The organism is Pseudonocardia sp. DxW, assembly GCF_058448985.1.
The window spans coordinates 333883-353288 of sequence record NZ_JBZFLK010000002.1 but is presented as its reverse complement, the minus strand read 5'-3'; the positions used below and the strand labels follow the sequence as shown (position 1 = coordinate 353288).

The 19406-nt window shown below is 75.4% G+C and carries 18 protein-coding genes and 1 tRNA gene; 12 read left to right on the top strand and 7 right to left on the bottom strand.

Features of this window, described 5'->3' with window-relative positions:
• Positions 1 to 148 precede the first annotated feature (148 nt).
• Positions 149 to 1012 carry an inositol monophosphatase family protein gene (locus ACVJO7_RS04450; protein ID WP_491671824.1) on the top strand — a complete coding sequence of 288 codons (864 nt, stop codon included), beginning with the start codon at positions 149 to 151 and terminating at the stop codon, positions 1010 to 1012.
• 10 nt (positions 1013 to 1022) lie between these two features.
• Here ACVJO7_RS04450 and cei read toward each other — a convergent pair whose 3' ends face one another.
• Positions 1023 to 1652, bottom strand: a complete 630-nt coding sequence (gene cei, locus ACVJO7_RS04445) for an envelope integrity protein Cei (RefSeq protein WP_344026325.1) — start codon at positions 1650 to 1652, stop codon at positions 1023 to 1025.
• On the bottom strand, positions 1652 to 2770 hold the full coding sequence (locus tag ACVJO7_RS04440; protein WP_491671823.1) for a phosphotransferase family protein: 1119 nt from the start codon (positions 2768 to 2770) through the stop codon (positions 1652 to 1654). The genes cei and ACVJO7_RS04440 overlap by 1 nt, the downstream gene beginning before the upstream one ends.
• A 342-nt stretch (positions 2771 to 3112) precedes the next feature.
• On the opposite strand from ACVJO7_RS04440, the gene ACVJO7_RS04435 reads away from it, so the two are divergent.
• Positions 3113 to 3415, top strand: a complete 303-nt coding sequence (locus ACVJO7_RS04435) for a DUF4193 domain-containing protein (protein ID WP_020626973.1) — start codon at positions 3113 to 3115, stop codon at positions 3413 to 3415.
• A 79-nt stretch (positions 3416 to 3494) separates the two neighbouring features.
• Here ACVJO7_RS04435 and ACVJO7_RS04430 read toward each other — a convergent pair whose 3' ends face one another.
• On the bottom strand, positions 3495 to 3998 hold the full coding sequence (locus tag ACVJO7_RS04430) for a DUF3093 domain-containing protein (RefSeq protein WP_344026317.1): 504 nt from the start codon (positions 3996 to 3998) through the stop codon (positions 3495 to 3497).
• Positions 3999 to 4023: 25 nt separating this feature from the next.
• On the opposite strand from ACVJO7_RS04430, the gene dut reads away from it, so the two are divergent.
• The 4 genes from dut (at position 4024) to ACVJO7_RS04410 (ending at position 9957) form a co-directional block, all read left to right on the top strand.
• On the top strand, positions 4024 to 4539 hold the full coding sequence (gene dut, locus ACVJO7_RS04425) for a dUTP diphosphatase (RefSeq protein WP_491671822.1): 516 nt from the start codon (positions 4024 to 4026) through the stop codon (positions 4537 to 4539).
• 23 nt (positions 4540 to 4562) lie between these two features.
• On the top strand, positions 4563 to 8597 hold the full coding sequence (locus tag ACVJO7_RS04420) for a DUF3710 domain-containing protein (RefSeq protein ID WP_491671821.1): 4035 nt from the start codon (positions 4563 to 4565) through the stop codon (positions 8595 to 8597).
• 217 nt (positions 8598 to 8814) lie between these two features.
• Positions 8815 to 9195: an OB-fold nucleic acid binding domain-containing protein gene (locus tag ACVJO7_RS04415; RefSeq protein WP_344026310.1), complete on the top strand. Its 381-nt coding sequence runs from the start codon at positions 8815 to 8817 to the stop codon at positions 9193 to 9195.
• A 48-nt stretch (positions 9196 to 9243) separates the two neighbouring features.
• On the top strand, positions 9244 to 9957 hold the full coding sequence (locus ACVJO7_RS04410) for a DUF3159 domain-containing protein (protein WP_491671820.1): 714 nt from the start codon (positions 9244 to 9246) through the stop codon (positions 9955 to 9957).
• Between the two features lie 22 nt (positions 9958 to 9979).
• Here ACVJO7_RS04410 and ACVJO7_RS04405 read toward each other — a convergent pair whose 3' ends face one another.
• Positions 9980 to 10639 (bottom strand): potassium channel family protein, encoded by a 660-nt coding sequence (locus ACVJO7_RS04405; RefSeq protein ID WP_491671819.1) that lies wholly within the window; start codon positions 10637 to 10639, stop codon positions 9980 to 9982.
• Positions 10639 to 11301 carry a potassium channel family protein gene (locus ACVJO7_RS04400; RefSeq protein WP_491671818.1) on the bottom strand — a complete coding sequence of 221 codons (663 nt, stop codon included), beginning with the start codon at positions 11299 to 11301 and terminating at the stop codon, positions 10639 to 10641. The genes ACVJO7_RS04405 and ACVJO7_RS04400 overlap by 1 nt, the downstream gene beginning before the upstream one ends.
• 126 nt (positions 11302 to 11427) lie before the next feature.
• On the opposite strand from ACVJO7_RS04400, the gene ACVJO7_RS04395 reads away from it, so the two are divergent.
• The 4 genes from ACVJO7_RS04395 (at position 11428) to ACVJO7_RS04380 (ending at position 15884) form a co-directional block, all read left to right on the top strand.
• Positions 11428 to 13482 (top strand): APC family permease, encoded by a 2055-nt coding sequence (locus tag ACVJO7_RS04395; protein WP_491671817.1) that lies wholly within the window; start codon positions 11428 to 11430, stop codon positions 13480 to 13482.
• 17 nt (positions 13483 to 13499) lie between these two features.
• Positions 13500 to 14681 carry a class I SAM-dependent RNA methyltransferase gene (locus tag ACVJO7_RS04390; RefSeq protein WP_344026375.1) on the top strand — a complete coding sequence of 394 codons (1182 nt, stop codon included), beginning with the start codon at positions 13500 to 13502 and terminating at the stop codon, positions 14679 to 14681.
• 98 nt (positions 14682 to 14779) lie between these two features.
• A tRNA-Leu gene (locus ACVJO7_RS04385) sits at positions 14780 to 14853 on the top strand.
• 149 nt (positions 14854 to 15002) lie between these two features.
• Positions 15003 to 15884 (top strand): universal stress protein, encoded by an 882-nt coding sequence (locus ACVJO7_RS04380; protein WP_491671816.1) that lies wholly within the window; start codon positions 15003 to 15005, stop codon positions 15882 to 15884.
• Positions 15885 to 15980: 96 nt separating this feature from the next.
• Here the strand turns inward: ACVJO7_RS04380 and ACVJO7_RS04375 are convergent, their stop codons facing one another.
• Both ACVJO7_RS04375 and ACVJO7_RS04370 read right to left on the bottom strand, forming a co-directional pair.
• Positions 15981 to 16406, bottom strand: a complete 426-nt coding sequence (locus tag ACVJO7_RS04375) for a SpoIIAA family protein (RefSeq protein ID WP_491671815.1) — start codon at positions 16404 to 16406, stop codon at positions 15981 to 15983.
• Entirely contained in the window at positions 16407 to 16757 is a 351-nt protein-coding gene (locus ACVJO7_RS04370) for a SpoIIAA family protein (RefSeq protein ID WP_491671814.1), read from the bottom strand.
• A 315-nt stretch (positions 16758 to 17072) separates the two neighbouring features.
• Here ACVJO7_RS04370 and ACVJO7_RS04365 point away from each other — a divergent pair, with 315 nt between their 5' ends.
• Positions 17073 to 17708: an ANTAR domain-containing response regulator gene (locus tag ACVJO7_RS04365; RefSeq protein WP_491671813.1), complete on the top strand. Its 636-nt coding sequence runs from the start codon at positions 17073 to 17075 to the stop codon at positions 17706 to 17708.
• Between the two features lie 347 nt (positions 17709 to 18055).
• Positions 18056 to 19384 (top strand): ABC transporter substrate-binding protein, encoded by a 1329-nt coding sequence (locus ACVJO7_RS04360; protein WP_491671812.1) that lies wholly within the window; start codon positions 18056 to 18058, stop codon positions 19382 to 19384.
• Positions 19385 to 19406 lie beyond the last annotated feature (22 nt).

Sequence of the window (19406 nt, the reverse complement as noted above, 5' to 3'; positions counted from 1 at the left end):
GCACCGCCTCGGTCGCCGGCGTCGATGGTGGTCGCCGCGCGTCCCGGAGACGGGGTGCGCGTTCCATTGTAACTGCGCACCGCGGGACGGGACGCACCTCACGCCGCCCCGCGCGTCCGGGTGGTCCCGCGCGTGGTCGGATGGGGCCGTGAGCCCGCACGAGACCAGCGATCCCGCCACCCTCCGCGCCGTCGCCGAGCAGGTCGCGGCGGAGGCCGCTGAGCACCTGCGCGGCCTGCCCGCCCCGCGGGACGCGAGCGGTGCCGGGGCAGCCGGTGCGGTGTCCACCAAGTCGTCCCCGACCGACGTCGTGACCGCGTCCGACGCCTCGGTGGAGCGGTTCGTCCGGGACCGGCTGGCGCAGCTGCGCCCGGGCGAGCCGGTGTACGGGGAGGAGGGCGCGGGTGACGCGGCCACCGCCCGCTGGGTGGTCGACCCGATCGACGGCACCGTCAACTACCTGTACGGATTGCCCTGGTACGCGATCTCGATCGCCGCGGTCGACGGCGGTGCGACCGTCGCGGGCGCGGTCGCCGAGCCCGCCGCGGGACGGCTCTGGTCGGCCGGCCGGGGGCTCGGCGCGACCTGCGACGGGCGGCCGCTGGCGGTGGCGGCGACCACCGAGATCGGCCAGGCGCTGATCGGCACCGGCTTCGCCTACCGGGCCGAGCGCCGCGCCCGCCAGGCGCGGATGGTCGCCGCGATGCTGCCCGAGGTGCGCGACGTGCGCCGGGCCGGCGCGGCGGCGCTCGACCTGTGCGCGGTCGCGGCCGGCTGGCTGGACGGCTACCTCGAGCACGGCTGCAACTGGTGGGACTGGGCGGCCGGCGCGCTGATCGCCCGCGAGGCGGGCGCGGTGCTGCACATCGCCGTCCCGCCGGGCATGTCCGACCCGGCCGACGCGGGCGGGACGATCGGGGGACTGGGCGACGACGTCACCCTGGCCGCCGCCCCGGGGATCGCCCACGAGCTGGCCGGGCTGGCCCGCCGCAGCGGCGCCGCGCAGGTCTGAGTCCCGGCGGTCAGCAGACCCCGTCGCGGGCCTGGGCCAGCAGCCCCTCGTCGGCCCGCGGGCCGCCCTCGACCCCCGGCGACGACAGCTGGTCCAGCACGTCGCGGGCGGCGCGGCCGGGTGCGACGTCGGTGAAGGCGGTGCCGACCACGACGTCGACGACGGCGCCCGGGCGGTCGTCGCGGATCAGCTCGACGCACGGCAGGGCGAGCGCCAGGGTGGCCGCGGCCGGCTCGCCGTCCGCGCCGAACCGCATCTGCCCGATGCAGCCCAGGTCGCCGTCCGGGAACGCCGGGTCGTTGCCCGGCGCGGTCGCCTCGCCGAACTCCAGGTCCTTGAGCTGCGCGGAGACCAGGTTCGCCTGGCCGCGCTGTCCGCCGGCGTTGAGCACCTGGAACCGGACGTCGCGCGGGGCGGCGGGGGAGACCCCGGCCAGCTCGCTGCGGTCCAGCTCGGTGCCGGGCAGCGCGCCGGCGGCGGGGGCCGGGCAGTCGGTCGACGACGGCCCGTCCGACGCGGTGCCGAGCACCACCGTCCAGGTGGCGACGGCGAGCACGGCCAGCGCCGCGGCGGTGAGGATGATCGGCCTGCTGCGCCGGCGCTCGTAGGGCCGCTCGTGGCGGGACGTGTCCGGGAACATCAGAACCCGCCCCCGTCCAGCACGTGATGGCCGAGCGCGACGAGCGGCCCGACCGAGCCGTCCAGCCCGTCGGCCATCTGCGCGGGCACCGACCCGGCGCGGACCCGGGCCAGGATCCCGGCGAGCACCACGGCCAGCTTGAACGCGCCGAACGCGACGTACCAGGGCAGCGGCGCGGGATCGAGGCCGGTCCGGGCGGCGTAGCCGTCGACCAGCTCCCGGCGGGTCGGGAAGCCGGGCAGGGTGGTCGGCCCGGGCAGCGGCTGGGCGTCCGCCCAGATCCCGGTGTCGCCGGCCTGCTTCCAGTAGACGAGCAGCAGGCCCACGTCGGCGAGCGGATCGCCGAGGGTCGACATCTCCCAGTCCAGGACGGCCCGGATCCGGCCCGGATCGGCGGCGTCGAACACGCAGTTGTCCAGCCGGTAGTCGCCGTGCACGATCGTGTGCCGCTGGGTGGCGGGGACGTCGGCGGCGAGCCGCTCGGCGAGCCGGGTGAGATCGGTCTCCACCGCCTCGTCGACCGGGATCGGGTCGGCGCCGTCACGGGCGGCCGCCCACTGCTTGCCCCAACGCCGGATCTGGCGCTCCATGAAGCCCTCGGGGCGGCCGAAGTCGGCCAGCCCGACCTCCGCCGGGTCGACGGCGTGCAGGGCGGCCAAGACGTCGACCAGGGTCTCCCCGATCCGCCGCCGGTCGTCCCCGGTCGTCGCCCAGCCGTCCGGCAGGTCGGCCAGCGGCACGACGCCGTCGACGAGCTCCATCACGAAGCACGGCGCGTCGGTCGGCCCGGCCGGGCCGTCGTGCCCGGCCGCGTCGTCCGGGCCGGGGTAGGTGGCGAGCACCGCGGGCACCGGCACCGCGGTGCCGGCGAGCGCGGCGATGACCCGCTGCTCGCGGCCCATGTCGTGGGCCGTGGCGGCGACGTCGCCGACCGGCGGGCGGCGCAGCACCACGGACCCGGCGGGGGAGTCGACCCGGTAGGTGAGGTTCGAGCGGCCCGCACCGATCGGCGCCAGCCGCGCGGTGGTCCACCGCTCGTCGTCGAGGACGGTGGCGAGCCACCCGCCGACCGCGGCGGGATCGGCACCGGGGGTGGGCGTGCGGGCACTCGTCGTCACGCCGACCGACCCTAGTCGCGACGACGGCGGGGCGGCCGCCACGACACCCTGGCGTGGCCGGCGGCGTACTCTCGCGGTCGCCGGTGGGACACCCCTCGCGACGCCCGCCGGGCGCTGGGCTACCCTGCCGCCCGCCGGTGGCGGACCGGTTCCTCCGGACGGACTCGAGTCGATCACTGCCGAACCGTCGGCGGAGTGAGACCGGCGTCACTACCGCTGCCGGGCACAAACCTGCTCGCCGCGACGTTCCCCTGCGGCACGCGACGACTGAACCAAGGCGAAGGACCTGCTGCTCACCGGGCCGGAGTGGGCAGCACGACGTGAATGGCAAGGGTGAGACCCATGGCGACCGACTACGACGCTCCGCGTCGCAACGAGGCCGATGAGATGGCCGAGGACTCGCTCGACGAGCTCAAGCAGCGCCGCAACGAGGCGCAGTCCGCGGTCGTCGACGTCGAGGAGACCGACACCGCGGAGAGCTACGAGCTCCCGGGCGCGGATCTGTCCGGCGAGGAGCTGACGGTGAACGTGCTGCCCAAGCAGGCGGACGAGTTCACCTGTGCCAGCTGCTTCCTGGTGCACCACCGCAGCCGGCTGGCCAGCTCCTCGGGCGGGCAGTTCCTCTGCCGCGACTGCGCGGCCTGACCTTCCACCGACATCGGACGGGCCCCGGCGGAACTCCGCCGGGGCCCGTCCGCGTCTGCGGGGCCGGTACCGGGATCCGTCAGGGGGCCTGCGGATGCGGTGCCTGCGCCGCGATCGCCGACCGCAGCTCCTCCGGGCGGCGGGTGCTCAGCACCCAGTACGGCTCGTCGACGGCCGGATCGGTGACCTCCACCCGCACCAGCGGGCCGACCCAGGCCCGGTGCAGGACGTAGGCCGTCGGATCGAGGTCCGGACCCATCGCCTGCTGCTTGTCCTTCGGTTGCACCGTGTCGGTGACGCCGACCTGCGACAGCAGCAGCTCCCGCCCGTTCGACACGAGCCTGCCGTCACGCACCGTGGTGCGGCTGCGCCCCATCCACCACAGGACGCCGATGCACAGCGGGATCATCGTGGCGTAGCCGATCCAGGCCCGCAGGCCCGGATAGCCCATGTGGATCTGGGCGCCCATGAGGCTGCCGAGACCCAACGCCAGCAGGTACCACCACACCGGGACGGACAACCGCTCGTCGAACGCAGTGGGGCCGGACGTCGCAGAGTCGCTCTCCGGAAGCCGATCGCTCACGGTTCCCAGGGTAGCGTCGCCCGCCGTGCCCGGTTCCGCGCCCGCTCCCCCGGACGAGCCGCTGGTCGCACCGTCTGTCGACGTGTTGCTGACCCGGCTCGACCCCGACGTCCCGCCACCCGCCTATGCGCGGCCGGGGGACGCCGGGGCCGACCTGGTGACCACCGAGGACCTGGTGCTCGCGCCCGGCGAACGCGCGCTGGTCGGCACCGGCGTCGCGATCGCACTGCCCGCGGGCTTCGCCGGGTTCGTGCACCCCCGGTCCGGGCTGGCGGCCCGGTGCGGGCTGTCGATCGTCAACGCGCCCGGCACCGTCGACGCCGGCTACCGCGGCGAGATCAAGGTCTGCCTGGTCAACCTCGACCCGGCCGAGCCGGTCACGCTGCGCCGGGGCGACCGGATCGCGCAGCTCGTCGTGCAGCGGATCGAGACCGCACGGTTCGTCGAGGTCCCGGCCCTGCCGGAGTCCGCGCGTGGCGTCGCGGGCCACGGCTCCACCGGAGGCACTGCCGCGCTCGGACCCGCTGGAGGCACCCACTGATGCCCGGACGTACACGGGGGCGGATGTTCGACATCCAGCCCGAGCACGGGGTCGAGGACACCGGGACCGGGACCTACCCCGGCTACCCGGGCTACGGCGACGACTCCGACGTCGCGCCCTACGACGACTACGCCGACCACTACGCGGGAGCCGACGCCGCCCGCACCGGTCGTCCGGCCGGGCCGGCCGGCCGGGCGGGCGGGCCGGTCGGCGGGCCCAACGGGCGTGCAGCTGGGCCGGACGGGCGTGCAGCTGGGCCGGACGGCCGTGCCGCGCGGCCGTCCGGACGTGCAGCCGGGCCGGCCGACGGTGCCGGTGGGCCGGCCGGTCGGAACGGTGCGCCGGGTGACGTCCCCGGGCGGGGCCCCGGCGGCCCGCGCGGGGCCGCCGGTCCCGGCGGGCAGCCCCGGGCGACCGACGGCGCCGGCCGCAACGGCGGGGGCCGCAACGGCACGGACCGCAACGGCACGGGGCGCAGGCCCCCGGCGCCGGACGGCGCCTCGGCCACCGCGGCGGTCCCGCAGGTCCGCCGCGACGCCTCCGGCCGGTTCCGCAGCGCCACCCCCGAGGAGCGCGACGAGCGGGTCGCTCCGGACGGCCGCTGGGACCGGTCCGAGCCCCCGCTGCTCAGCCACCGCAGCGAGGGCGACGAGCCGGCCTACGCCCGCGACCGCACCCCGCAGGGCTTCGACGGCGGCGACCCCGACGATCCCGGGTGGGGCCGCGCCGGATCCGGCGCCGCGGCGTACCGCGACGACGGTGACGACGGGTACGACGAGCGGGACGAGGCCGACCAGTACGGCGACGACCAGTACGGCGACGACCAGTACGACGACGATCAGTACGGCGACGACCAGTACGACGACGACGAGTACGGCGTCGGCGACGCCCCGCTGTCGGTGCCGCCGCCCGGCAGCGGCGGCCGCCCGCTCGGCCCGGCCGACGTCGAGGAGCTCGACCCGTCGATGACCGACGCGCTCGCCCGCGTCGATCTCGGGGCGATCCACGTCCCGGTGCCCTACGGCGCCGAGCTGAAGCTCGAACCGGCGGGCGCCGAGCGCCCGCAGGCCGTCCACCTGCTGCTGCCCGAGGGCCGGATCGCGGTCAGCGCGCTCGCCGCACCCCGCTCGTCGGGGTTGTGGGCCGACCTGTCGGCCGAGATCGAGCAGTCGCTGCGCAACGGCGGCGCGCGGATCCGCACCACGCGCGGCGACTGGGGTCGCGAGCTGCACGCCCGCACCGAGAACGCCGCGTCGGTGTTCGTCGGCTGCGACGGGCCGCGCTGGATGGTCTACGGCGTCGCGACGGCGGCGCTGGAGACCGTCGAGGCGCTGGACGTCGAGCTCCGCCGGGTGCTGCGCGGGATCATCGTCGTGCGCGGGAAGTCGCCGTACCCGCCGCGGACGGTGCTGCCGCTCGAGCTGCCCGAGCACATGCGCGAGGAGCAGCCCGACGTCGCGCCGCAGAAGCCGAGCATCACGGTGTCGGTGCCCCGGCCCGCCGGGGAGTCGGGGGCCACGAAGGCACCCGCGACCGGTGCGACGCCGCGCCCGGACACCGGTGCGACGCCGCGGCCGGGCGCCGCCCCGCAGCGCGAGGACGCGCGCCCCGCGCCCGCCGCGGCCCGTCGCGGCCCGGCCGGCGGGCCGGTGTCCGCGCCGCTGCGGCGCCCCGACGGTCCCGCACCGGAGTCGGAGACCCGGGCCCTGCCGATGGTGGGCCGGCGTCCCGCCGCGGCCTCGGCGGTCCCCGACGAGACCGCCGCCGAGCGGACGGCCCTCGCCCGGCCGATCCCGCCGGAGGCACCCGCCGAGCGCACCACGATCGCCGCAGGTCCCCAGGACCTCGACGAGCCGGACGCCCTCGCCCAGCCGGCGACCGGCCGCTACGGCAGGCCCGACCGGCGCACCCGGTCGGCGGAGCCGGCCCGCGGCGCCCCGGTGCGCGACGACCGCGAGCAGGCCGCCCCGCCGCGCCGGCGGACCGGTCCGGCGACCGGGGCCGGCCGGGTGCCCGCCTCCGCGGCCGAGGCCCCCCGGGGGCCGATCCACGCGCCGCGCCCGGCGCACGCCCCGGAACCGGCCCGGGAGTCCGCTCGCGCCGCGGAATCGGCCCGTGAGCCGGTTCGCGCCGCGGAATCGGCCCGGGAGTCCGCTCGCGTCGCGGAGCCGGTTCGTGAGCCCGCGCGTGCTGCGGAGCCGGTTCGCACCCCGGAGCCGTCACTGCGTGACCGGGCGCCGGAGCCGGCGCCGGAGCCTCCGGTCCGCCGCGACCCGGCGGTGACCTCGCTGTCGGTGGCGGACCTGCTGGCCGAGGCGGAGGCCGCCCGGGAGGAGCAGGCCCGCAGCGAGCGCGCCGACCGCAACCGGCGCGCGGACCGGAGCGACCGCGCTGACCGGGCCGACCGGAGTGACCGGGCCGAGCGGAGCGAACGCGCCGACCGGAGTGACCGGGCCGACCGGAGCGAACGCGCCGATCGGAGCGACTGGGCCGATCGGAGCGACTGGGCCGACCGGAGCGAACGCGCCGATCGGAGCGACTGGGCCGACCGGGGCGATCTGGCCGACCGGAGCGACCGGGCCGAGCACGCCGACCTCGGTGACGGCGCCGGTCGCCCCGGCCGGTCGGGGGACGACACACCGCCCTTCGGCGCGGGTGCGTCGGACATCCCACCGGCCGCCGACCCGGACGCCGGTCGGCGAACCCGGCGTCGCCGGTCCGAGGACCGCGACCCTGGGGACCGGGTCGAGGCAGCCGAGCTGCTCGCCGGTCGCGACGGCACCGAGCCCGACGACCGGGCCGGGACCGAACGGCCGGGGACCGACCGGGCCGGGAACGGCCGGCCCGGGAACGGCCGGCCCGGGAACGGCCCGCGTCCCGCGCTGGCGATCGAGGACATCCCCCTGTCCGACGTCCCGCTGATGGAGGCGACGCTCGACCGGACCCCCGAACCGCCGCCCGCGCTGCCGCGCCGCGAACGACACGAACGTCCGGATGCCGCGGACCGGCCGGAACGCACGACCGGCCGTCGCCGGGACGGCGATCCGGCAGGTGGCGCCGACGAGGGCTGGATGTCGGCGGAGATCGCCGCGACCCGCCGCTCCGGGCGACACGGCGAGGGCACCGGCGGCGGGATGTCGGTCGCCGACATCCTGGCCTCGGCCGCGCTGGACGCCGGGACCGGTCGCCGCCGGTCCGGGACCGCGCCCAGCGCGACGTCCGGGGACGAGCGGTCCGGATCTGGTCTGAGAGAGCCGGGGGAGACCCGGTACGGGACCACCGCCCGGGCGCGATCGAACGGGAACGCGCCGCACCGGGACGAAGCTGCCCGGTCCACGGAGCGGCGGTCCGGTGGCCGGGTGAACGGGGACCACCGGACCGGCGGCTACGACACCGGCGGCTATCCGGGCGGGAGTGCCGGGTCCGGCGGTCACGAGTCAGGCGGGGCCGAGCCCGGCAGCCGCGGGTCCGGCGGCTACGGGTCCGGCGGCTACGGGTCCGGCGGCTACGGGTCCGACGGCTACGGAGCCGAGTCCGGCGGCCACTACGGCGCCGAGTCCGGCGGCTACGCAGCCGAGCACGGCGCCCGGCCCGGCGGCTACGACCGGGACGGCCGGGTCAACGGCATCCACCCCGGCGAGTCCGCCGACCGACCCACCGTGGATCCCGGGCCCGGGGGAGACGACCTGTTCCGGGCACCGTCGGCCGCCGACCGCTACCGCGACGGCGGCCCGACCTCGGCCGACGAGGCCCGCAGCGCCCTGCAGGACCTGCTGCGCAGTGCGTCGGCCGGGCGCCCGGACGGTGCCGGGCCCGCCCCGTACGAGGACGAGCCGGTCCGGCGCCCGAACGGCGTCACCGGCCTCGCCGACTACCGTGCGAGCCGCGCCGTGGCGTCCTCCCGCGGCACCGCGGGCGACCCGGGGGACGACCCGGACGAACCGGTCGGAGAGGCCGGCCGCGCGGCGGGCGTCTCCGGTGTGACCGGGCAGTGGTCGTCCGGTCGGCGCAGCAACGGCACCGATCCCCGCGACCTCGGGAAGCACCGGCGGGACTGAACGGCGGGCGCACCACCGGCCCGGTCCGCCGGTCCGCCCGGCAGCGACCACCGGGCGCCGGCGGGCGACCGGTGGTCGCGCCCGGCCACCCGCTGTGAGCTGCCGTTGCGCGGGCACAAACCGGGGCCCGCGCGCGTTACCCTTGATGCGCGACACCACGGCCCGGCGGGTCGCCACACGATGTGCGGAACACGGGCCACGCGGGGCGAGGAGAGACATGGGCAGCACGGACGGCGGGGCGTTCCGCCGGATGCTCCGCACACTCACCAGCGACGTCGACGAGCTCGACGCCCGGGACCTGGCCGAGGACGTCGAGGAGACCGGTGCACGGCCGGCCCGCGACTGCACCTGCGGCGAGGAGGTCACGATGCTCGGCCGGATCCGCAGCGTCGAGCTCTGCCCGCAGAGCGCCGACGCCACGCTGAAGGCCGAGCTGTTCGACGGCACCGACGGCGTCACCCTGGTCTGGATGGGCCGCCGGCGCATCCCCGGCATCGAGGCGGGCCGCACGATGCGCGTGCGCGGGCGGATCTCCGTCCGTGACGGGCAGAAGGTGCTGTACAACCCGTACTACGAGATCTGCCAGCCCCAGCAGTAGCCCGCCCCGGCCCGGTTCCCACCGGGCCGCGACGAACGATCGGAATCCGTGAGCGACCACCACGAGGCCCCGACCACCCGGCTCCCGCGGGTCGACCCGCCGCCGGCAGGCGACGAGCAGACCGGCCCCGTCGGGCCGCCGGTGCCCGGCGGCGGGCGGGACCCGCGGGCCGGGCCGACCCTGATGGAACAGATGGGCGGCCTCTCCGGGATCGTCGCCTCCTCGGTGCCGGTCGCGGTGTTCGTGCTGGTCAACCTGATCGCCGGGCTGCAGCCGGGGCTGTACGCGGCGCTCGCCGTCGGCGTCGCGGTGATGGTGTGGCGGCTGGTCCGCCGCGACCCGATCCAGCCGGCCGTCTCCGGCCTGCTCGGCGTCGGCATCTGCGCGCTGGTCGCGCGGCAGACCGGCGAGGCCCGTGGCTTCTACCTGCCCGGCCTGCTCATCAGCTCGTTCTTCGCGCTCACCGCGATCGTGTCGATGATCGTGCGCTGGCCGATCGCCGGGGTGATCTGGAACGGCATCAACTCGCGCGGCATGGAATGGCGGGAGAACCCGGTCCTGCTACGCGCGTACACGATCGCCACCGGGTTGCTCGCGGTCGTCTTCGTCTCCCGGGTGGTCGTGCAGGGACTGCTCTACGACGCCAACTCCGAGACCTGGCTGGGCATCGCCCGGCTCGCGATGGGCTATCCGCTGCTGGGCCTCGCGCTGCTGGCGACCGTGCTGATCGTGCGGCGGGCGGAGAGCGCCACCCGCGTCTGACGGCTGGGCCCACGACCGGGGTTCACGGCCGGGCCAGGGCCTCCCGGATGTCGTCCTCGACCGCGGTCGTCGCGACGAACAGCAGCTCGTCACCCGGCTCCAGGGCGTCGTCGGGCTGCGGCACGATCACCCGGCCGCCACGCAGGATCGTCACCAGCGCCGAGTCCGGCGGCAGCGTCACCGAGCGCACCGGGCGGCCGGCCAGCGGCGTGTCCTCGGGCAGCGTCACCTCGACCAGGTTCGCCTGGCCCTGGCGCAACGTCAGCAGCCGCACCAGGTCGCCGACGGCGACGGCCTCCTCGACCAGCGCCGCCAGCAGCCGCGGGGTGGACACGGCGACGTCGACCCCCCAGTTCTCGCCGAACAGCCACTCGTTGCGCGGGTCGTTCACCCGGGCCACGACCCGGCGCACGCCGAACTCGGTCTTCGCCAGCAGCGACACCACGAGATTGACCTTGTCGTCGCCGGTCGCCGCGATGACCACGTCGCACCCCTCGACGCCGGCGTCCTCCAGCGAGGCCAGCTCGCAGGCGTCGGCGTGCACCCACTCGGCGTCCGGGACGGCGGCCGGGTCGATCTGGGTGAGCTCGCGCTCGATCAGCATCACCCGGTGCCCGGACTCGACGAGCTCCAGCGCGATGGAACGCCCGACGGCGCCCGCCCCGGCGACCGCGACCCGCATCAGTCCTCCTCCGGCGGCGCCGAGGCGGCCGCCGTCACGTCGCTGACCGTGCCCGACACCGCGGCCACGTACACCGTGTCCTCGGCCTGCACGATGGTCGTCGCGGTCGGGAGCACCCCGCTGCCGAACCGGACGATGAACGCCACCCGCGACGCGGTCGTCTCCTCCAGGTCGCGCACCGACCGGCCGACCCAGTCCTCGTGCAGCGGCAGCGGCAGCACCGCGACCGTGCCGGTCGGCTCCCGCCAGGCGGTGGCGACGCCGTCGGGCAGCAGCATCCGCAGCAGCCGGTCGGTCGTCCACGGCACGGTGGCGACGGTCGGGATGCCGAGGCGCTCGTACACCGCGGCCCGCTTCGCGTCGTAGATCCGGGCGACGACCTTCTCCACGCCGTAGCTCTCCCGGGCCACCCGGGCCGCGATGATGTTCGAGTTGTCCCCGGAGGAGACGGCGGCGAAGGCATCCGCCGAGTCCAGCCCGGCCTCGTCGAGCACGCTGCGGTGGAAGCCGAACCCGACCACCTGCCGGCCCCGGAAGTCCGGGCCGAGCCTGCGGAACGCCTGCGGGTCCCGGTCGATCACCGCGACCTCGTGTCCGAGCCGCTCCAGCCCGGAGGCGAGGGACGAGCCGACGCGTCCGCATCCCATGATCACGACGTGCATGGCGAGCTGGGTCCTTCCGGCGGGCAACAGCCCGGGATGTGCGATTCGTTCCGTCTGTGCAGCACCGGGTCACGACGGGGCGCACGTTATCGCGTCGCCGTGGTGCACGAGGCATAGGCTGCGCTCGTGTCCACGCTCGTCGTCGCCCTGAAACGGCTCGTCGTCGGCCGACCGCAGCGCAGCGACCGTCTGACCAGCACTCTCCTCCCCAAGCGGATCGCGCTCCCGGTGTTCGCCTCGGACGCGACGTCGTCGGTGGCCTACGCCCCCGAGGAGATCTTCCTGACGCTGTCGGTGGCCGGCGTCGCGTCGTACGTGATGTCGCCGTGGATCGGGCTGGCGGTCGTCGTCGTCCTGCTGACAGTGGTGGCTAGCTACCGGCAGAACGTGCACGCCTACCCGTCCGGCGGCGGCGACTACGAGGTCGCCACGGTCAACCTGGGCCGCAACGCCGGGCTCACCGTCGCCAGCGCGCTGCTGGTCGACTACACGCTCACCGTCGCGGTGTCGATCTCCGCGGCGGCGGCGAACATCGGCGCGCTGGTGCCCTACGTCGCCGAGCACAAGGTGCTGTTCGCGGTGTCCGCGATCGCCGTGCTCACCGCGATCAACCTGCGCGGGATCCGGGAGTCCGGGGCCGCGTTCTCGGTGCCGGTGTACGCGTTCGTGTTCGGCGTCGGCACGATGATCATCTGGGGGCTGACCCGGATCCTGATCCTCGGCGACGACGTCCGGGCCGCGAGCGCCGATCTCGACCTGGTCGCCGAGGGCGACGCCTTCACCGGTCTGGCGCTGGTGCTGCTGGTGCTGCGGTCGTTCACCCAGGGCGCGGCCGCGCTGACCGGTGTCGAGGCCATCTCCAACGGGGTGCCCGCGTTCCGCAAGCCCAAGTCGCGCAATGCGGCGACCACGCTGCTGCTGCTCGGCGTGATGTCGGTGTCGCTGTTCATGGGCCTGATCGCACTCGCCCAGCTGACCCACGTGCAGATCGCGGAGGACCCGGCGCGGCAGTTCCCGGACGCCCCGGAGGGCTACCGCCAGCAGACGCTGATCGCACAGCTGGCCGACGCCGTGTTCGACAACTTCCCGCCGGGCTACCTGTTCGTGATCGTGATGACCGCGCTGATCCTGGTGCTGGCCGCGAACACCGCCTTCAACGGCTTCCCGGTGCTCGGCTCGATCCTGTCCCAGGACCGCTACCTGCCCCGCCAGCTGCACACCCGGGGCGACCGGCTGGCGTTCTCCAACGGCATCGTCGTGCTGGCGCTGTTCGCGATCCTGCTGGTGGTCGGCTTCCAGGCCGAGGTGACCCGGCTGATCCCGCTCTACACCGTCGGCGTGTTCGTGTCCTTCACGCTGTCCCAGGCCGGGATGGTCCGGCACTGGAACCGGGAGCTGGAGCTGGGCCCCGAGCAGGCGCGGCGCCGCCGGATCCGGCGCAGCCAGGCGATCAACGGGTTCGGGGCCTGCATGACCGGCCTGGTCCTGATCACCGTACTGCTCACCAAGTTCACCCTCGGCGCCTGGATCGCGATCGTCGCCATGGCCGGCTTCTTCGTGCTCATGCGCGGCATCCAGCTGCACTACGACCGGGTTTCCGCCGCGCTGGTGGCCGACGAGACCGACGACGTGCTGCCGTCGCGCAACCACGCCGTCGTCCTGGTGTCCACCCTGCACAAGCCGACGCTGCGGGCGCTCGCCTACGCCCGCGCCACCCGGCCGGACATCCTGGAGGCCGTCACCGTCAACGTCGACGACGCCGAGACCAAGAAGCTGGTCGACCAGTGGCACCGGCGCGGGGTCCCGGTCCCGCTCAAGGTGGTGGAGTCCCCCTACCGGGAGATCACCCGGCCCGTGCTGGACTACGTGAAGCGGATCCGCACCGACTCGCCGCGCAACGTCGTCACCGTCTACATCCCGGAGTACGTCGTCGGGCACTGGTGGGAGCAGGTGCTGCACAATCAGAGCGCACTGCGGCTCAAGACGCGGCTGCTGTTCCAGCCGGGGGTGATGGTGACGAGCGTGCCGTGGCAGCTGCCGTCGTCGTCGCGGGCCAGGGCGCTGTCGCCGCTGCAGGCGCCGGGCGCGTCCCGGCGCGGCTACCCGGACGGCACCGCCGGACCGGGCGAGGACACACGTACGACGACGGGCAGCGCCCGCACGAAGGAGACACGCCGGTGACCGACTGGACCGACCGGATGCTGGAGCTGCTGGTCGGCCCGGTCGCGCACGGCGGGCACTTCGTGGCCAGGGCCGCCGAGGACGGCACCCCGGGTGTCGACGGCGACGGCCGGGTCGTGTTCGTCCGGCACGCGCTGCCGGGGGAGCGGGTCCGCGCGGTGGTGACCGAGGACCCGGGCGGTGCGTTCTGCCGGGCCGACACGGTCGCCGTGCTGGATCCCTCCCCGGACCGGGTGGAACCAGCGTGCCCGTGGGCCGGTCCCGGCGGCTGCGGCGGCTGCGACTTCCAGCACGCGGCACCGCCGGCCCAGCGCGACCTGAAGACCGCGGTGCTGCGCGAACAGCTGGACCGGCTCGCCGGGCCGGCCGCCGGGCTGTCGTCGGTGCCGCTGCACGAGGTCGTCGTCGAGGAGCTGCCCGGTGGCCCGTTCGGCTGGCGGACCCGGGCCCGGCTCGCCGTCGACGACGCGGGCGTGCCCGGCCTGCGCGCGCACCGCAGCCACGACGTGTGCGAGATCGCGGACTGCTCGCTGGTCCCCGCCGGCGCGCTCGGGCCGGTGCTGGAGCAGCGGTTCGCCCCGGGGACCGAGCTGGAGGTGACGGTCGGCGACGACGGCGCCGCCCGGGTCGGTGCCGGCACCACGGTGCGCGCCGCCGGCCGGACCTGGGAGCTCTCGCCGGGGACGTTCTGGCAGGTGCACCCGGCGCTGGCGGACACCCTCGCCGGCGTCGTCGGGGACTGGGCGGACGCCCCGGCCGGCGGCGTCGCCTGGGACCTCTACGGCGGCGTCGGGCTGCTCGGGTCGGTGCTGGCCGGGCAGGTCGGGCCGGACGGCACGGTGCTCGTGGTGGAGTCCTCGCGGTCCGCGGTGCAGGACGGCCGGGCCGCGCTCGCCGACCTGCCGCAGGTCCGGTTCGTGCCCGGCCGGGCCGAGCGGGAGATCGCCCGGCTCGGCCCGTCCCCGGACGTCGTCGTCACCGACCCGCCGCGGGCCGGGCTCGGCGCCGCCACCGTGCGCGCGCTCGCCGACCGCGGCCCGCGCCGGGTGGTGCACGTCGCCTGCGACCCGGCCGCGCTCGGCCGGGACCTCGCGCTGTTCGCCCGGGCCGGCTACCGGGTGGCCGCGCTGCGCGGGTTCGACGCGTTCCCGATGACCCATCACCTGGAGGCCGCCGTGCTGCTCGAACGGCTCGGCTGACCGGTCGCCGGGGGCCCGGCGCGGGCCGCGCCCGGATTCCGCGGCCGTCCGGCGGCCCGCTAGGCTGGGAACGGAAGCGAATACGCCGAACGTTTCACGCCCTCGTATTCCAATTGGCAGAGAAAGCGGTCTCAAACACCGTACAGTGTGGGTTCGAATCCCACCGGGGGCACGGTCCAGCAGATCCACCGGCCGTTCCGGCACGGTTCCGCCCCGCCCGCCCGGGTCCTTCGTCCCGCACGTACGGGGACCGCGGCCCGCGGCGCACCCGCCCGCCGCAGGCCATCGTCGGTGTCACCGACGACGGAGAGGGACCGGCAGATGGACGACCCGACGGTGGCCCCGGTGGTGTGCGGGGTGGACGGCTCCGGGCAGGCGCTGGCCGCGGTCCGCTGGGCCGCGCAGGACGCGCTCGCCCGGGACCTCCCGCTGCGGCTCGTCGCCGCGACCGGGCGGCTCGACGACGACGGCGGGCTCGCCCCGATCGGCGCCGCGGACCGGGCCCGCCGGGCCAGGGAGACCGCGGCCCGCAACCTGGAGGACGCGGTCGTCGTGGCCCGGGAGGTGCTGCCCGCGCACCGGATCTGCACCGCGGTCGCGGAGGACGCCGCGGTCACCGCGCTGCACCACGAGTCGGCGCACGCCCGCCTGCTGGTGCTGGGCGACCGCGGCCGCGGTGGCTTCGCCGAGCTGCTCGCCGGCTCGGTCGCGGTCGGCACGGCGGCGACCGCCCGCTGCCCGGTCGTCGTGCTGCGCGGGATGCACACCCCCGGCGGTCCGGTGGTCGTCGGCGTCGACGGGTCCGGGCTCGCCGACGCGGCGCTCGGCGTCGCGTTCGCCGAGGCGCGGCTGCGCGGTGCCCCGCTGGTCGCCCTGCACGCCTGGTCCGACGACGTCGCGGACCCCTACGTCGGACTGCTGGTGGACTCCGAGGCCACCCTCGCGGCGGAGCGCCGGCTGCTCGACGCGGCACTGGCCCGCTGGACCGGCGAGTTCCCCGACGTCGAGGTCCGGCCGGAGATGGTGCGCGACGGCGCCGCCCGGGCACTCGTCGCGGCCTCCGCCGGCGCCAGGCTGGTCCTGGTCGGGTCCCGCGGCCGCGGCGGCATCGCCGGGCTGCTGCTCGGCTCGGTCAGCCGGGCGCTGCTGCACCACGCGCACTGCCCGGTGCTGGTCGCGCGCAACGACTCCGCACCGGCCTGAGGCCCGCTCACGATCCCGTTCCGGGCCGGCGGCCCGGCCGGGGCCCGCCGGTCACGGCCGGGTCCCGGGGTGCGCCCCGCCGGGACCCGGCGCCGGTCACGGCTCCGCCGGGCCGGCCGCGCTGCCGGCCGGCACCCCGGCCGCCGCCCAGCCGATCGCGAGCGCCTCGTCGGCGTGCCGGAAGTGCCGGACCTCCGGATGCAGCGCCAGGTCCGCGACGGTCGGCGCCCACGCGCCGATCGTGCCGTCCACGGCCGGCGCCACCCGCAGGACCCTCCGGTGGTGCCCGGCCACGAACCGGACGTGCCGCAGCAGGCTGCTCAGGTTCTGCCAGCCGGGCAGCGACGGCGCCGAGAGGACCAGCCCGCCGAGCTCGTCGTGCGTGCGCAACCAGTCGTCGACGGTCGCGGTGAGCGCGGCGATGTCGGCCACCCGCAGCGGCCGCCGGACCCGCACGACCGCGACCGCGCCGTCGTCGAGCAGCTGCACCGAGAACCCGCTGCCGCCGGGCAGCTCCCGCAATCAGTCCGCCGCCGCGGCCCGCTCGGCCGCGCCGAACAGCCGCACCGGGTACGGGACCAGGACGGCGGCGATCCGGACGGCGTCCCGGATCCAGCCGATGTCGCTGACCACCGCGCAGCCGTCCATCATCGGCATCGCCCGCAGGCCGACCCGCAGGTCCTCCCACAGCGCGTCCGGTTCCAGCCCGGTGAACGCCGGATCGACGACGCAGAGCAGCCGCAGCCGTCGCTGCTCGGCGTCGGCCCGGTCGAGCACCGGCACCACCACCTGTTCGTAGTCGGCGACGGAGATCCGCCCGACCGGGCGGAAGCCGTCCACGCCGTCCGGGAGCCCGTCCAGGGTCTCGATCATGGTGCCGTCCCTTCTCGTGCCTGTCCGGCCGACGATCGGCACCCGCGGCCGGCCGGGCCAGGGCACTTGGGGTGCGCCCGCGCCGGGTCCGACGGCGTGAACCGGGACATGACGGACGGTGCGCCCCTGGCCGATCGGACGGGTAACGCGTCCACGGTGGCGTGTTTCCGCACACGAAAGGCCGAAGTGAGACGACCCGGACGGGGGTCCGCGAGTAGCCTCGGGGTCCGGTCCCAGTGGCCCTGTACTCCAGTGGCCCCGTGTGTCAGTGCCCCGAGTGCCCGTGCCCCGTACGTACCCCGAAGGAGTTCCCCGGTGACCGACAACGTTCCCGCAGAGACGCCGGCCGATGGCGGCCCGCAGCCCGGGTGGCGGGTGCTGGTCGTCGAGGACGAGGCCCTGATCCGGATGGACCTCGCCGAGATGCTCTCCGAGGAGGGCTACCAGATCGCCGGCGAGGCGGGCGACGGCGAGGCGGCCATCAGCCAGGCCCGCGAGCTGTCCCCGGATCTGGTGATCATGGACGTCAAGATGCCCAAGAAGGACGGCATCGAGGCGGCCGCGACGATCGTCGAGGAGAAGATCGCCCCGGTCGTCATGCTGACCGCGTTCAGCCAGCGTGACCTGATCGAGCGCGCCCGCGACGCCGGCGCCATGGCCTACCTGGTCAAGCCGTTCGCCCGGCACGAGCTGGTGCCGGCGATCGAGCTCGCCGTCTCCCGGTTCGCCGAGAAGAAGGCGCTCGAGGACGAGGTGGCCTCGCTCAACGAGCGGTTCGAGACCCGCAAGGTCGTCGACCGGGCCAAGGGCCTGCTGATGACCCACCAGAAGATGTCCGAGCCCGAGGCGTTCCGCTGGATCCAGCGCACCGCGATGGACCGCCGGACGACGATGAAGGCGGTCGCCGAGGCCGTCGTCGACGGGCTGGCGCCCGCCAAGTCGTCCTCCTGACGGACCGCCCGCACCGGCTCTCACCGCAGCCCCCGCAGCCACCCGGCCGCGGGGGCTGCGGTGCGTTCCGGGGCCGGATCACATCGTGCGCACCCGGCCCGGCGTTACAGCGCCGACAGTTTCAGAACGATTCCGATTCTGCCGATCCGGTTCACCGAGAAACTGACCGGTCACTGCGCGTGGCAAGGCGCACACCCGGAAAGATCATTACGTGACGGTCGTGAGTCGAATCATCACATTCGTGTCACGAGCGGTGATCGGCTCCCATTTCCTGGTTCGGGCGTACTAGTTTTCCGCCATCCTCCCGCGCGACTTCGACGGCGGGGGGCGGTCGAAGGGGAACCTGTATGACGCGATCAACGTGGCGATTCGCCGCCCTGGCCGGGGTGACGACGCTGGTACTTGCCGGCTGTGGCGGCGGTGGGGACGCCGGCGCCGGTGGAGAGGACACGGCGGGGAGCGAGGCTCCGGCCGCCGCCGGTCAGGAGTGCACACCGCCGCAGGCGCAGCCCACCGGTAACCCCAGCACCGAGCCGCTGAAGATCGGCACGCTGCTGCCCGAGACCGGCAGCCTGGCCTTCCTCGGCCCGCCGGAGTTCGCCGGTGTCGAGGTGGCGCTCGCGGAGATCAACGAGGCGGGTGGCGTTCTCAGCAGCCCGGTCGAGCACCTGCGCGGCGACTCCGGTGACGACACGACCGACATCGCCAACCAGACGGTCGACCGGCACCTGGCCTCCGGGACCCAGGTCATCGTCGGCGCCGCGGCGTCCGGCGTGTCCAAGCTGGTGATCGACAAGATCACCGGTGCGGGTGTGGTGCAGTTCTCGCCGGCGAACACCTCGGACGAGTTCACCTGCTGGGAGGACGCCGGTCTGTACTTCCGGACCGCTCCGCCGGACGTCCTGCAGGCGCAGGCGCTCGCGCAGCTGATCACCTCCGACGGTGGTCAGCGGGTGAGCATCCTGGCCCGTAACGACCCGTACGGCGCCGGGCTGGCCGACAACACCGAGCAGAACCTGGTCTCCGCGGGCATCCCGCAGGACCAGATCCAGAAGATCATCTACGACCCGAACGCGGCGTCGTTCAACCCGGAGATCGACCAGATCGCACAGTTCGATCCGGACTCGATCGCGGTGATCGGTTTCGACGAGTCGAAGCGCATCATCACCCGGATGAGCGAGGTCCAGATCGGGCCGGCCCAGAAGGGCGTCTACGGCACCGACGGCAACATGGGCAACGCCCTCGGCGAGGGACTGCCGCCCGGGCTGCTGGAGGGTATGAAGGGCACCACGCCGCTGACCGAGCTCTCCGGGGACTTCGAGCAGCGGCTGCGGGCCGAGGACCCGAGCCTGACCGACGTCAACTACGCCGGTGAGTCGTACGACGCCGTGATCATCTCGGCGCTGGCGGCCGAGGCGGCGCAGTCGACGAACGGTGCCGACATCGCGTCGGAGATCAACGGGATCACCAAGGACGGCGAGAAGTGCACCACCTTCGCCGACTGCAAGGCGATCCTCGACCAGGGCGGCGACGTCGACTACGACGGCGTGACCGGCACCCTGGACTTCACCGACGCCGGTGAGCCCGGTTCCGGCTCGTACGGCGTGCTCACCTTCACGGGCGAGAACACGCTGGCCGACGACCCCACCTTCATCCGGGTGGGTGCTCAGGGCTGAGTCCCGACGCACGACGACGAGG